Origin of the sequence: Variovorax sp. RA8, assembly GCF_901827175.1 — a bacterium.
Classification (GTDB): Bacteria; Pseudomonadota; Gammaproteobacteria; order Burkholderiales; family Burkholderiaceae_C; genus Variovorax.
This window is the reverse complement of record NZ_LR594662.1, coordinates 1,159,033-1,172,821: the sequence shown is the minus strand read 5'-3', so window position 1 is coordinate 1,172,821 and position 13,789 is coordinate 1,159,033. Positions and strand designations below refer to the sequence as shown.

Sequence of the window (13,789 nt, the reverse complement as noted above, 5' to 3'; positions counted from 1 at the left end):
GCAGCCCGCAGGGCGGAGGTTGCCTTATGAGCACCTTCCTCTGGTCGCGTGCCGAGCCCGGGACCGACTGGACGCCGCTCGACCAGGCGGCCGGCCGTGAAAGCTCCGCCCTGCTGCGCCTGTGGCGCGGCTTCATGACCGCGCGCAGCTTCGTCGCCGTCGTGCTGCTGCTGCTCCAGGCGCTGGTCTTCGCGCTCGGGCAGGCCGTGCAGCCGATCGTCCTCGCGCTGGCGGGCGGCTACCTGCTTGCCACCCTGCTGGTCGCGCGCTATGCGCTCTTTCAACCACCGGTGCGGCGCTTCGGCACGGCCTGGCTGTCGACCATCGGCGTCGACCTGGTGGTCTTCAGCGCGCTGCAGCTTCTGCAGGTGGGCAGCATCAACTACACGCCGCTGTTCGCCCTGCCGGTGCTGATGGGCGCCGTGTTGGGCAGCGGCGCCGTCGGCCTGGGCACCACGGCCGTGGTCACGCTGCTGCTGCTGGCGCATGCCGGCTGGTATTGGCTGCAGCAGCAGGCCGAGCCATCGGCGCGCTTCGTGCAGGCTGCGCTGACCGGCACCGGCCTGTTCGTGGTGGCGCTGCTGGCGCATGAGCTGGCTCGGCGGCTGATACGCGAGGAGGCGCTGGCGCAGCGCAACCGGGGCACGGCGCAGATGCATGCCCTGGTGAACGACCTGGTGATCGAGACGCTCAGCGAAGGTGTGCTGGTGATCGACGCCAAGGGGCAGGTGCACGCGGCCAACCCCGCGGCCGACGCGATTCTCGGGCAGGGACTGGCACAGCTCGAGCTGCCTTTCGCGCTTGGCGCGCACCCGGCCTGGATGCCGCTGGCCGCGATCGCGCGCAACACGTTCGCGCGACGCACGTCGCAGTCGCGCGAGATCCCGATCGCGCAGGCCCAGGGCGCGCCGCGCGAGGTGCGCGTGCGCACTCGGCTCACCCGCGCCGCCGAGCGTGGCATCGAGAGCCTGTGCGTGATGTTCCTGCAGGATCTGCGCGAGCTCGAGGCACGCATCCGCACCGAGAAGCTCGCGGCCATGGGGCGCATGTCGGCCGCGGTCGCGCACGAGATCCGCAACCCGCTTGCCGCAATCGCCCAGGCCAGCGCACTGCTGGGCGAGGACCTGGTCGATCCCGGCCACCGGCGACTGACGACGATGGTCCAGCAGAATGCGCAGCGGCTGTCGCGCATCGTCGACGACGTGCTCGACGTCGCCCGCGCCCGCCAGCAGCGCGTGCTGCCGCTCGGCGAGCAGCTGGTGCTCGATCCCACCGTGCGCACGCTGGCCGAAGAATGGGTGCGGCAAACGCAGCGCCAGGGCGTGCTGCTGGTGCTGGAGGCGCCCGGCAGCGTGGTGCGCTTCGACATCGAGCACCTGCGGCGCATCCTCGTGAACCTGCTCGACAACGCCGCGCGCTACGCGGGTGCGCGCGACGGCTCGATCCAGGTGACGACCCGGCTGAACGCCGCCGGCCGCGCCAGCCTTCAGGTGTGGAGCGACGGCGCACCGCTCGAGCCCGCGGTGCAGCGCCATCTGTTCGAGCCCTTCTTCTCGTCCGAGAGCCGCTCCAGCGGCCTAGGCCTCTACCTGTGCCGCGAGTTGTGCGAACGCCACGGCGCCACCATCGGCTACGAGCGCCGTGCCTTGCCGGCAGGCGGGCCGGAGGGCAATGAATTCGCCGTCGTCTTCATGCCGGGCGAAGGCGGGCTGACACAATAGCGCCGTGAGCAGCCCCAATCCTTCCGCGCCACGCCCCGCCCAGATCCTGGTCGTCGACGACGAGCCCGACCTGCGCACGCTCTACGAGCTCACGCTGCTGCGCGAGGGCTACCGCGTCGAGGCGGCCGGCAGCGTGTCGGAGGCGAGCGAGCATCTGGACGCGGGCCGCTTCGATGCCGTGATCACCGACATGCGCTTGCCCGACGGGTTGGGCATGGAGATCCTGCAGCGCATCCAGCAGGAGCAGCGCAGCGAGCGTTGCGTGGTCATGACGGCCTACGGCTCGGCCGAGAATGCGGTCGAGGCCCTCAAGGCGGGCGCCTTCGACTACCTGACCAAGCCGGTGGACCTGAAGCAGTTCCGTACCGTCGTGGCTTCGGCAGTGCAGGCGCAGGCCGCGCCCGCGCGGCCGGTGCGCCAGGCGGAGGGCAACGGCAGCAAGCTGGCCGCGACCGTCAGCAACGCCGGCACGGCGGCCCTCGAAAGGCTGGTCGGAAATTCCGAGCCGATGCGCCTGGTCAAGTCGCGCATCGCCAAGGTGGCGCGCGGCATGGCGCCGGTGCTGGTGCGCGGAGAGTCCGGCACTGGCAAGGAACTGGCGGCGCGCGCGGTGCATGCGTGCAGCCAGCGCAGCGATGGGCCCTTCGTCGCGGTCAATTGCGGTGCCATTCCCGAGAACCTGCTCGAGGCCGAGTTCTTCGGCGCGCGGAAAGGCTCCTACACCGGCTCCTCGCAAGACCGCGACGGCTACTTCCAGGCCGCACGCGGCGGCACGCTCTTCCTCGATGAAATCGGCGACCTCCCGCTGGCGATGCAGTCCAAGCTGCTGCGCGCGATCCAGGAACGCAGCGTGCGGCCGATCGGCTCGACGCAGGAAGACGCCGTCGACGTGCGCATCGTGAGCGCCACGCACAAGGACCTGCAGGCCGAGGTGCAGGCCGGCCGTTTCCGCCAGGATCTGTTCTACCGGCTCAACGTGATCGAGATCGCGGTGCCGGCGCTGCGCGAGCGCCGCGAGGATCTGCCGGCGCTCTGCGAGGCGCTGCTGGCCCGGATCGCGCGCGACGCCGGCATGCCGATCCCCGCGCTGTCGCCCGAGGTGCTGCAGCGTCTGTCGCAGCATCCGCTCAACGGCAACGTGCGCGAGCTCGAGAACCTGCTGCACCGTGCGGTTGCCCTGAGCGACGGCGATGTGCTGCACATCGATGTTTCGAGTCCCGCGGCGCCGCTCGAGCCGGCGAGTACAACACCCCAGACAGCGGCGCCGGCAGCAGTCGAACAGCCGCAGGCCGCGGCGGTTGCGGCTAAGCCACCCGTCGCGGTCCCGAGCGACCTGCAAAGCTATCTGGACCAGCAGGAACGCGAGATCCTCGTGCGCGCACTGCAGGAAAGCGGCTTCAACCGCACCGCGGCCGCGGCGCGGCTGGGCCTGAGTCTGCGGCAGATCCGCTATCGCATCGCGCGCCTGGGAATTGCGACGCCTGGCGGCGACGACAACAATGGCAGCGGCGCCGACGACTGAGGGCCCGAGCGCCGAGCTCTGGCAGGAGGGCTGGTACCGATTCGCCAGATCGCTGCGCTCCCCGAACTTCGGGCCACGCCCGGCCGGCGCGCAGATCGACCTGATCGTGCTGCACTCCATCAGCCTTCCGCCCGGCCGCTATGGCGGCGACGAAGTGCAGCAGCTCTTCATGAACCAGTTGGACTGGGAGGCGCACCCCTACTTCGACAGCATCCGCGGCCTCGAGGTCTCGGCCCATTTCTATGTGCGCCGCAACGGCGAGCTCTGGCAGTTCGTGAGCTGCGACGACCGCGCCTGGCATGCCGGGCCCTCGCGCTGGCGCGGCCGCGCCAACTGCAACGACGATTCGATCGGCATCGAGCTCGAAGGCCTGGAGGGCGAGCGCTTCGAGTTCGCCCAATACGAAACCCTGGCCAGCCTCTGTCCCGCCATCGCGCAGCGCTACGCCATCGCCTTCGTCGCGGGCCACGAGCACATCGCGCCGGGCCGGAAGGCGGACCCCGGCAGCGGCTTCGACTGGGTGCTCCTGCAACAGCAGCTGGGCTGGCAGCGCACGATGTTTCCCGACACCGTCATGGCGCGCTGAATTTTTTCAATCTTCACCTCGGCCCTGATGCACCGGCGCCACGTTGCCGCCACCGCCGCCCTCGCCCGCGGCCACTCAGCAACCATGCGCCTTCCAAGCCCAAATGCGTGCGCAGGGCGCATGGAGAGCGGTACGCGCTAAGGTCGTGCAGCAACGATGCGGAATAACTCCCCATCGAGGCCCGCTTTCACGGGGATGCATGCCATTGAACTACAAGGAAAACACTACATCTAGTGGGTTGTGGCCCTCTGAGACCCCAGATATAGTGTGCCCTGCCCCGTGCTTCACGCCGAGCAACCGGCCAGACGCGGCACGGCCGCCCCAACAAGAATTGCCTACAGAGGACTGAATGCAAACTGCCCAGAACCATCCCGTCACGTCCCGCGCCGTTCCCTCGACGCCGCAACAAGCCCGTGACAAAGCCGGCTCACCCGCCGGCAATGCGCTTGCCAACTACCAGATCATCCGCCGCAACGGCGCGGTCGTTCCCTTCGAGCCCAACAAGATCGCGATCGCGATGATGAAGGCCTTCCTCGCGGTGCACGGCACCCAGGGCGCGGCCTCCGCCAGCGTGCGAGAGACAGTCGACACCCTGACCCAGGGCGTGGTGCGCGCCATGCTGCGCTCGCGCCCCGGCGGCGGCACCTTCCACATCGAGGATGTGCAGGACCAGGTCGAGCTCGGCCTGATGCGCGGCGGCCACCACGAGATCGCTCGCGCCTACGTGCTGTACCGCGAGCGTCGCGCGCAGGAGCGCTCCAGGCAGGGCGAGCAGGACGCCCCCGTCGCCGTCTCGACGCTGCACGTCCTCGACCGCGGCGAGCGCGTGGCGCTCGACCTCAACGAGCTCAAGGGCCTGATCGAATCCGCCTGCGCCGGCCTGGGCGACAGCATCACCGGCGGCCCGATCGTGGCCGAGACCATGCGCAACCTCTACGACGGCGTGCCGCTCGACGAGGTCTACAAGGCTTCCATCCTCGCCGCCCGCACCCTGATCGAGAAGGACCCCGACTACACCTTCGCCACCGCACGCCTGCTGCTGCACACGATCTTCAAGGAAGTGGTCGGCCGCGAAGTGCCGGCCGCCGAGCGTGCCCAGGCCTATGCCGACAACTTCCCGCTGTTCATCAAGAAGGGCGTGGACAACGAGCTGCTCGACGAGAAGCTGCTGCAGTACGACCTGGCCCGCCTGGGCGCCGCGCTCAAGCCCGAGCGCGATCTGCAGTTCGACTACCTCGGCCTGCAGACCCTGTACGACCGCTACTTCCTGCACGTGCGCAAGACCCGCATCGAGCTGCCGCAGGCCTTCTTCATGCGCGTGGCGATGGGCCTGGCGCTGAACGAAATCGACCGCGAAGCACGCGCGATCGAGTTCTACGAGGTGCTGTCCTCCTTCGACTTCATGTCCAGCACGCCCACGCTGTTCAACAGCGGCACGCTGCGCTCGCAGCTCTCCAGCTGCTACCTGACCACCGTGCCCGACGACCTGGACGGCATCTACGAGTCCATCAAGGAAAACGCCCTGCTCTCCAAGTTCGCGGGCGGCCTGGGCAACGACTGGACGCGCGTGCGCGCGCTGGGCAGCCACATCAAGGGCACCAACGGCGAGTCGCAGGGCGTGGTGCCCTTCCTGAAGGTCGTGAACGACACCGCCGTCGCGGTCAACCAGGGCGGCAAGCGCAAGGGTGCAGTCTGCACCTACCTCGAAAGCTGGCACCTCGACATCGAGGAGTTCCTGGAGCTGCGCAAGAACACCGGCGACGACCGTCGCCGCACGCACGACATGAACACGGCGAACTGGATTCCCGACCTGTTCATGCGCCGCGTGATGGAAAAGGGCAACTGGACGCTGTTCTCGCCCTCCAACGTGCCTGACCTGCACGACAAGTTCGGCGCCGACTTCGAGGCCGCCTACGTCGCCTATGAAGAGAAGGCCGCGCGCGGCGAGATCAAGCCCAGCCGCACGGTCCAGGCCACCGACCTCTGGCGCAAGATGCTCACGATGCTGTTCGAGACCGGCCATCCCTGGATCACCTTCAAGGACGCCTGCAACGTGCGCTCGCCCCAGCAGCACGCCGGCGTGGTCCACTCGTCCAACCTCTGCACCGAGATCACGCTCAACACCAGCGACACCGAAACTGCCGTCTGCAACCTGGGCTCGGTCAACCTGCTGCAGCACCTGAAGGACGGCAAGGTCGACCAGGAGAAGCTGCAACGCACGGTCTCGACGGCGATGCGCATGCTCGACAACGTGATCGACATCAACTACTACGCGGTCAAGAAGGCGCGCGACTCCAACCTGCGCCACCGCCCGGTCGGCCTGGGCCTGATGGGCTTCCAGGACGCGCTGTACGAACTGCGCATCCCCTACGCCTCGCAGGAGGCCGTGCAGTTCGCCGACGAATCGATGGAAGCGATCTGCTACCACGCCTACTGGGCCTCGACCGAACTGGCCCGCGAGCGCGGCCGTTATTCCAGCTACAAGGGCTCGCTGTGGGACAAGGGCGTGTTGCCGCCCGACACGCTGGAGCTGCTCGAGAAGGCGCGCGGCGGCTACGTCGAGGTCGACCGCTCGTCCACGCTCGACTGGGACGCGCTGCGCCAGAAGATCAAGACCGACGGCATGCGCAACTCCAATTGCGTCGCCATCGCGCCGACCGCCACCATCTCCAACATCATCGGCGTGGACGCCTCGATCGAGCCCTGCTTCGGCAATCTCTCGGTCAAGTCCAACCTCTCCGGCGAGTTCACCGTGATCAATCACTACCTGGTGCGCGACCTCAAGCGCCTGGGCCTGTGGGACGACGTGATGGTGATGGACCTCAAGCATTTCGACGGCTCGCTGCGCCCGATCGACCGCGTGCCGCAGGACGTGAAGGCGCTCTACGCGACCGCGTTCGAGATCGAGACCACCTGGCTGGTCGAGGCCGCCGCGCGCCGCCAGAAGTGGATCGACCAGGCGCAGTCGCTGAACATCTACATGGCCGGCGCCTCGGGCAAGAAGCTCGACGACACCTACAAGCTCGCGTGGCTGCGCGGCCTGAAGACCACCTACTACCTGCGCACGCAGAGCGCCACGCACGCCGAGAAGTCCACGGTGCAGTCGGGCCGGCTCAACGCGGTGTCCTCGGGCTCGAACGATGCGCCTTCGTCAGGCATGAGCGCGCTCGAAGCGGCCGCAGCGGCTGCGCAGGCGCAGCTCAGCGCGATGCCCGCGACCGACATCGCCTTCTGCGGCGTGGACGATCCGACTTGCGAAGCATGTCAGTGATGTCGGCGTGAAGATGCAGCGATTCGCGGCATCGCCCGACAAATGGCGATGCATGCGAACAACATAACGGCAACATAAATAGAGCGCGATGTGAAGAGCACTTTGCAACTCACATCGTTGCTCACATAATTTGAGCATTGGATTTTTCTATGTTGACCTGGGACGAAGAAGTCAAGCCCTCCTTGCCAAAGGATCTGCAACAAGGCATGCGGCAACCATCGAACAGCGACGCGCAAGCCAGCCGCTCGCTGGAGCATCCGACTTCGCAAACAGCGCCCGCCCTCGCCCCCATTCCGCGCAAGCTCGATGACGGCGCCGTCGCGCGCGCACCGCAGCAGCCCGCGCCCGCGATGCCGGCCGCGCGCCGCGTCAAGGCGGCCGACAAGCGCATCATCAACGGCCAGACCGACGTCAACCAGCTGGTGCCGTTCAAGTACAAGTGGGCGTGGGAGAAGTACCTCGCCACCTGCGCCAACCACTGGATGCCGCAGGAAGTGAACATGACGCGCGACATCGCGCTCTGGAAAGACCCGAACGGCCTGAGCGAGGACGAGCGCCGCATCGTCAAGCGCAACCTCGGCTTCTTCGTGACGGCCGACTCGCTGGCCGCCAACAACATCGTGCTGGGCACCTACCGCCACATCACGGCGCCCGAATGCCGCCAGTTCCTGCTGCGCCAGGCCTTCGAGGAAGCGATCCACACCCACGCCTACCAGTACATCGTCGAGTCGCTGGGCCTGGACGAGAGCGAGATCTTCAACGCCTACAACGAGGTGCCGTCGATCCGCGAGAAGGACCAGTTCCTCATCCCCTTCATCGACGCCATCAGCGACCCCAACTTCCACACCGGCACGCACGAGAACGACCAGACGCTGCTCAAGTCGCTGATCGTCTTCGCCTGCCTGATGGAAGGCCTGTTCTTCTATGTAGGCTTCACGCAGATCCTCGCGCTGGGCCGCCAGAACAAGATGACCGGTGCCGCCGAGCAGTACCAGTACATCTTGCGCGACGAATCGATGCACTGCAATTTCGGCATCGACCTGATCAACCAGCTGAAGCTCGAGAACCCCCACCTCTGGACCGCGGAGTTCAAGGCGGAGATCAAGGCCCTCTTCCTGAAGGCCGTGGAGCTCGAGTACCGCTACGCCGAAGACACCATGCCTCGCGGCGTGCTCGGCATGAATGCCTCCATGTTCAAGGGCTACCTGCGCTACATCGCCAACCGGCGGGCGCAGCAGATCGGCCTGGAAACGCTCTTCCCGAACGAGGAAAACCCCTTCCCCTGGATGAGCGAAATGATTGACCTGAAGAAGGAGCGCAATTTCTTCGAGACCCGGGTGATCGAGTATCAATCGGGTGGTGCGCTCTCCTGGGATTGAATTGTTCCGACAAGAAAAATGCATTCAAGAATAGCCATCACCGTCGACACGCACCGGAGAGTGCGGCGGCGGTGAAGGCGCAGGTGTTCATGGCGCTGGAGCTCGATCCAACGCCATGAATCGCTTCACGATGACCAACATGCGTGGAGTGCTTCAAAGGTTGATTTTTTCAACTTGATCAAGGAGAAAAGAGAAATGGCAACTGCAAAGAAAGCGCCGGCGAAAAAAGCCGCTGCAAAGAAGGCTCCGGCCAAGAAGGTCGCTGCTGCAAAGAAGGCACCGGCCAAGAAGGTCGCAGCGAAGAAGGCTCCTGCCAAGAAGGTAGCGGCCAAGAAGGCGCCGGCGAAGAAGGCCGCAGCGAAGAAGGCTCCTGCCAAGAAGGTAGCGGCCAAGAAGGCGCCGGCGAAGAAGGCCGCAGCGAAGAAGGCTCCTGCCAAGAAGGCGGCAGCCAAGAAGGCGCCGGCGAAGAAGGCCGCAGCGAAAAAGGCGCCGGCGAAGAAGGCGCCTGCGAAGAAGGCCGCAGCCAAGAAGCCCGCCGCCAAGAAAGCAGCGAAGAAGCCTGCTGCCAAGAAGGCCGCGAAGGCGCCTGCCAAGGCCGCCGTCACGCCTGCGCCTGCGGCGCAAACGACGCTGAACCCACAGGCAGCCTGGCCGTTCCCGACGGCCAGCAAGCCCTGAGTCGCTCAGCAGCCTTGAAGGCAAAAGCCCGGCACTTCGGTGCCGGGCTTTTTTTATTGCAGACCGAGGCTCAGAGTCCAAGCGCCTGGCGATCCACCTGGTAGTTCTGCGGGCCGCGCTGCGCGATCTTGAGCGCGCCAAGGCGGTTGCCCAGAGCAGCACAGCGCGAGAGCGGCCAGCCCTGCTCCAGGCCGTACAGCAGCGCGCCGCGCCAGGCATCGCCGCAACCCGTGGGCTCGACCACGGCGGTGGGCTTGACGGCCAGCACATGCTCGCGCTCGCCCCGGGTCCACACCTCGCAGCCCTCGGCCGCGAGGGTGACGACCAAGCCCTGCACGCGTTCGGAAATCTCGGCGAAGCTCCAACCCGTGCGCTGCGAGAGCATCTTTCCCTCGTAGTCGTTGACCACCACCCAGCTCGCCAACTCCACGAAATGCCGCAGCGCCTCGCCGTCGAACATCGGCAGGCCCTGGCCGGGATCGAAGACGAACGGAATGTTGGCCGCGTTGAACTGCTCGGCGTGCTGCAGCATCGCCTCGCGTCCGTCGGGGGCCACGATGCCGAGGCGGATGTCGTCGCGCGCCGTCACCTTCGTGATGTGCGCCTGCTGCATGGCCCCCGGATGGAAGGCCGTGATCTGGTTGTTGTCGCGGTCGTTCATGATCATCGCCTGCGCGGTGAAGCTGTCGTCCACCTGCCGCACGAACTCCGTGCTGATGCCGAGCGAGCGCAGCCGCTCCAGGTAGTCGCCGCCATCGCTGCCGACCGTGGCCATCGGCAACGCCCTGCCACCCAGCGCGTTGAGGCTGTAGGCGATGTTGCCGGCGCAGCCACCGAAATCGCGCCGCAGGCCGGGAACCAGGAAAGACACGTTGAGGATGTGCAGCTGATCAGGAAGGATCTGATCGGCGAACCGGCCCTCGAAGGTCATGATCGTGTCGAACGCAAGAGAACCGCAAATCACTGCTGCCATGTATGAAACCACCGGTTGGGTTGAGGAAGAAAAAGAAGAAAAGGCGCCGTCTTCAGGGATAGAAGGCCAGCAGATGGAAGCCGGCGACCGGCGGCAGCCCCGCGGCCTCGGGGCCGGTGAGCACGAGCGGCAGCGAGGCCGCGCGCTCGGCGCGCGCCGGCAGCACGGACGGCGCACCGAACTCCGCGGGCATGAGGACGCGCCGCACCACCGCCCGCTCCTGGGTGTCGAGCAGCGACAGCTCGATGGCCGGCATCGCGAGCGGCAGCGGCGCGCCATTGCGCAAGGTGAAGTTCAGCCTGTAGGCGTCGCCGCTCTTCTCGCGCGCGAAGGAGGCGCCATCGATGGTGATGTCGCCGATCTGCTTCGGGGCCGAGAGCTCGCAGCCCGTGAGCCCGCACAAGGCCGCGAGCGCCGGGCGCAGCGAAGGCTGCCGCGCCGCGATCAGGTCGCGCTCCTGATGCAGCACCTGCACGACCAGGAGGACGGCCGCGAACAAGGCCACGCCCACCAAGGCGCGACGCGCGCCCGTGCGCTGCCAGAATGCCGCACCGCCAGCCGCCGCCGCCGCGAAGCGGGGCAGGCGCCGCGGGTTGTCGAGCACAGGCCCGGGCTCGCTGGCCGCCAGCACCACGGGCGCCGACTCGCGCGCGGCCCGCTCTTCGCCTCGCGCCTTCGCGCGGGCGATCTTGGCGGACTTGGCACGCGCGCGGCGCAGGGCTTTCTGCAACTGCACATTGGCGGCGTCCTCCTCGGCGGCGTTCGCACGCACTGCCTTCGCCTCGGGCGGCGCCGGCTCCGCTGGACGCGCCTCGCGGCCGATGGGCGGCTGGGCCGGGAGGTTGAGGTCGATGTTCGGGAAGGGCGGAAAGGAAGGGTACGGCGGCACCACATGCGGGTCCGCTTCGACCATTGGCGCCGCCATCTCCCAGGGTTCGTCGGCGACGACGCCGGTGAAGGACTGAGGACCGGATTTCTGCACCGGCGCCTCGGGCTTCCCCGGCGCTTCAGATGCCGGCGCGTCGGCGACTGGTGGCCCGGCGAGCGGCGGCTCGGTCTCGTGCTCGTCATCGAGGAAGTCCGTCTCCTCGACGTGCCGTCCTAGTTCCTCTCCAGGCGGCTCGGCCTCCTCCTGCGCGGGCAAGGCCGGAGCCGGTGCGGCTGCTGGAGGCGGCGCGCTCGCCGCTGTGTCGTCGAGCGGCGCGGGCACCTTGGACGCGGGGGCCGGGTCGGGTGCTTCGTGCAGGTCGAGCGTTGCATCGAAGACCTCGCTGCAGCGGCCGCAGCGCACCCAGCCCTCGGAGATGCGAAGCTGGTCCCTCACCACCTTGAAGGTGGTGCCGCAGGCAGGGCAGCGGGTGACCAGGCTCATGAGGCGCCGATTGTATTGGGGCCCCCAAGGCTGGCGAGCTCAGAAGCTTGAGGTCATCAGGATCCAGCCGTCCTCGGCGTCGCTCACTTCCAGCGAGGCATAGGGCGCATAGGCCAGCTTCAGTTCATCGGCCTGGCGCTCGAGAATGCCGGCCAGCACCAGCGAGCCGCCGGGCGCCACGTGCTCGCACAGGAGCGGCGCCAGCACCTTGAGCGGGGTGGCGAGGATGTTCGCGAGCACGATGTCGTAGCGCCCCCGGGCGAGCTCGCTCAGGCCGGCCTTCAGATGCACGCCATTGGCCTCGGCATTGAGGCGGGTCGAGTCGACCGCGGCCTCGTCGATGTCGACGGCATCGATTTCCGAGGCGCCGAACTTCGCCGCGCCGATCGCGAGGATGCCGGAGCCGCAGCCGTAGTCCAGCACGCGCTTGCCGCCCATCTCGGCGTGCGAGGCGATCCAGCGCAGGCACATGCGCGTGGTCGGATGCGTGCCGGTGCCGAAGGCCAGCCCCGGGTCCAGCCGGATCACCTGCCGCGCTCCCGCCGGCGGCTCGTGCCAGGTGGGCACGATCCAGAACTCCGGCGTGATCTCGACCGGCGCGAACTGCGATTGCGTGAGCCGCACCCAGTCCTGCTCGGGCACGTCGACCAGGTCCAGCAGCTGGCAACCGTCGAAGAAGTCCTGCGCCGCCAGCACGGTCGCCGCTTCGCGCGCCTGCGCCTCGCCGGCGAAGAGAGCGATCACGCGTGAGCGCTGCCAACCCTCCTTCGGCGGCGGCATGCCCGGCTCGCCGAAGAGCGCCTGCTCGGCATCGGTCTGGGCGTCCGCGTCCTCGACCGAGACGCTCAGCGCATCCAGCGCCTCGAGCGCGTCGCTGAGGGTCTCGACACGGTCTTCCGGGACGAGCAGGCGAAGTTCGAACATGGGGCGACCCCGCTCAGCGCTTGTGGGCCGCGAGCCACTCTTCGAGGTAATGGATGTTGGTGCCGCCGCTCATGAACTTGGCGTCGACCATCAGCTCGCGGTGCAGCGGGATGTTGGTCTGGATGCCTTCCACCACCGTCTCGTTCAGCGCGGTGCGCATGCGCGCAAGCGCCTGTTCTCGGGTGTCGCCGTGCACGATGATCTTGCCGATCATCGAGTCATAGTTGGGCGGTACGAAGTAGTTCGTGTAGACGTGGGAATCCACCCGCACTCCCGGCCCGCCCGGCGGATGCCACATGGTGATGCGGCCCGGCGAGGGCGTGAACTTGTACGGGTCCTCGGCGTTGATGCGGCACTCGATGGCATGGCCCCGCATCTCGATCTGGCGCTGCGTGAACGGCAACCGCTCGCCGGCCGCGACCATGATCTGCGTCTTCACGATGTCGATGCCGGTGGTGAACTCGGTGACCGGGTGCTCGACCTGCACGCGCGTGTTCATCTCGATGAAATAGAACTCCCCGTTCTCGTAGAGGAACTCGAAGGTGCCAGCGCCGCGGTAGCCGATCTTCTTGCAGGCCATGGCGCAACGCTCGCCGATCTTCTCGAGCAGCTTGCGCGGGACGCCCGGCGCGGGCGATTCCTCGATCACCTTCTGGTGGCGCCGCTGCATCGAGCAGTCGCGCTCGCCCAGGTAGACCGCGTTCTTGTGCTTGTCGGCCAGCACCTGGATCTCGATATGGCGCGGGTTCTGGAGGAACTTCTCCATGTAGACCGAGGGATTGTTGAAGGCCGCGGCGGCCTCCGCCTTGGTCATCTGGATGGCGTTGACCAGCGCCGCCTCGGTGTGTACCACGCGCATGCCGCGCCCGCCGCCGCCGCCCGCCGCCTTGATGATCACCGGATAGCCGATGGCGCGCGCAATGCGCTTGTTGATGGCGGCGTCGTCGGACAGTTCGCCCTCCGAGCCCGGCACGCAGGGCACGCCGGCCTTGAGCATGGCCTGCTTGGCCGAGACCTTGTCGCCCATGATGCGGATCGACTCGGGCGTGGGGCCGATGAACTGAAAGCCGCTCTGCTCGACGCGCTCGGCGAAGTTGGCGTTCTCGCTCAGGAAGCCGTAGCCAGGGTGGATGGCCTCGGAATCCGTGACCTCGGCGGCCGAGATGATCGCCGGCATGTTCAGGTAGCTCAGGGAGGACGGCGCCGGGCCGATGCACACCGCCTCTTCGGCCAGCTTCACATACTTGGCTTCGCGGTCGGCCTCTGAATACACCATTACCGCTTTGATGCCGAGCTCGCTGCAAGCGCGCTGAACGCGCAGGGCTATTTCGCCGCGATTAGCAACCAGGATCTTCTTGAACAT

At 67.3% G+C, this 13,789-nt stretch carries 10 protein-coding genes; 6 read left to right on the top strand and 4 right to left on the bottom strand.

From position 1 onward, the window contains the following. Positions 1-26: 26 nt before the first annotated feature. From E5P3_RS05605 to E5P3_RS05580, 6 genes are all read left to right on the top strand, one after another. The gene (locus E5P3_RS05605) at positions 27-1,721 is read left to right on the top strand and encodes a sensor histidine kinase (RefSeq protein ID WP_162585075.1); all 1,695 of its coding nucleotides are present in this window, start codon (positions 27-29) and stop codon (positions 1,719-1,721) included. Positions 1,722-1,725: 4 nt separating this feature from the next. Then, entirely contained in the window at positions 1,726-3,243 is a 1,518-nt protein-coding gene (locus E5P3_RS05600) for a sigma-54-dependent transcriptional regulator (protein WP_162585074.1), read from the top strand. Further along, entirely contained in the window at positions 3,221-3,829 is a 609-nt protein-coding gene (ampD, locus tag E5P3_RS05595; RefSeq protein WP_162585073.1) for a 1,6-anhydro-N-acetylmuramyl-L-alanine amidase AmpD, read from the top strand. The genes E5P3_RS05600 and ampD overlap by 23 nt, the downstream gene beginning before the upstream one ends. Positions 3,830-4,178: 349 nt before the next feature. Further along, entirely contained in the window at positions 4,179-7,100 is a 2,922-nt protein-coding gene (locus E5P3_RS05590) for a ribonucleoside-diphosphate reductase subunit alpha (protein WP_162585072.1), read from the top strand. A gap of 149 nt (positions 7,101-7,249) precedes the next feature. Beyond that, complete coding sequence (locus E5P3_RS05585; RefSeq protein ID WP_162585071.1) at positions 7,250-8,479, top strand: ribonucleotide-diphosphate reductase subunit beta; 1,230 nt, start codon at positions 7,250-7,252, stop codon at positions 8,477-8,479. Between the two features lie 195 nt (positions 8,480-8,674). Next, positions 8,675-9,157, top strand: a complete 483-nt coding sequence (locus tag E5P3_RS05580; RefSeq protein WP_162583570.1) for a histone H1-like DNA-binding protein — start codon at positions 8,675-8,677, stop codon at positions 9,155-9,157. Between the two features lie 70 nt (positions 9,158-9,227). Here the strand turns inward: E5P3_RS05580 and E5P3_RS05575 are convergent, their stop codons facing one another. The 4 genes from E5P3_RS05575 to accC are packed head-to-tail and all read right to left on the bottom strand — an operon-like array spanning position 9,228 to position 13,789. Continuing rightward, complete coding sequence (locus E5P3_RS05575; RefSeq protein ID WP_162585070.1) at positions 9,228-10,130, bottom strand: carbohydrate kinase family protein; 903 nt, start codon at positions 10,128-10,130, stop codon at positions 9,228-9,230. A gap of 52 nt (positions 10,131-10,182) precedes the next feature. Further along, on the bottom strand, positions 10,183-11,502 hold the full coding sequence (locus E5P3_RS05570; RefSeq protein WP_162585069.1) for a DUF3426 domain-containing protein: 1,320 nt from the start codon (positions 11,500-11,502) through the stop codon (positions 10,183-10,185). A 39-nt stretch (positions 11,503-11,541) separates the two neighbouring features. Next, positions 11,542-12,426, bottom strand: coding sequence for a 50S ribosomal protein L11 methyltransferase (prmA, locus tag E5P3_RS05565; RefSeq protein WP_162585068.1), 885 nt, complete (start codon positions 12,424-12,426; stop codon positions 11,542-11,544). A 13-nt stretch (positions 12,427-12,439) separates the two neighbouring features. Continuing rightward, positions 12,440-13,789 carry an acetyl-CoA carboxylase biotin carboxylase subunit gene (gene accC, locus E5P3_RS05560; RefSeq protein ID WP_162585067.1) on the bottom strand — a complete coding sequence of 450 codons (1,350 nt, stop codon included), beginning with the start codon at positions 13,787-13,789 and terminating at the stop codon, positions 12,440-12,442.

Coding starts and splice junctions, on each gene's coding strand:
- E5P3_RS05575 (WP_162585070.1), bottom strand. CDS start 10,130: ATGGCAGCAGTGATTTGCGGTTCTCTTGCGTTCGACACGATCATGACC.
- E5P3_RS05580 (WP_162583570.1), top strand. CDS start 8,675: ATGGCAACTGCAAAGAAAGCGCCGGCGAAAAAAGCCGCTGCAAAGAAG.
- E5P3_RS05570 (WP_162585069.1), bottom strand. CDS start 11,502: ATGAGCCTGGTCACCCGCTGCCCTGCCTGCGGCACCACCTTCAAGGTG.
- ampD (WP_162585073.1), top strand. CDS start 3,221: ATGGCAGCGGCGCCGACGACTGAGGGCCCGAGCGCCGAGCTCTGGCAG.
- prmA (WP_162585068.1), bottom strand. CDS start 12,426: ATGTTCGAACTTCGCCTGCTCGTCCCGGAAGACCGTGTCGAGACCCTC.
- E5P3_RS05590 (WP_162585072.1), top strand. CDS start 4,179: ATGCAAACTGCCCAGAACCATCCCGTCACGTCCCGCGCCGTTCCCTCG.
- accC (WP_162585067.1), bottom strand. CDS start 13,789: ATGTTCAAGAAGATCCTGGTTGCTAATCGCGGCGAAATAGCCCTGCGC.
- E5P3_RS05605 (WP_162585075.1), top strand. CDS start 27: ATGAGCACCTTCCTCTGGTCGCGTGCCGAGCCCGGGACCGACTGGACG.
- E5P3_RS05585 (WP_162585071.1), top strand. CDS start 7,250: ATGTTGACCTGGGACGAAGAAGTCAAGCCCTCCTTGCCAAAGGATCTG.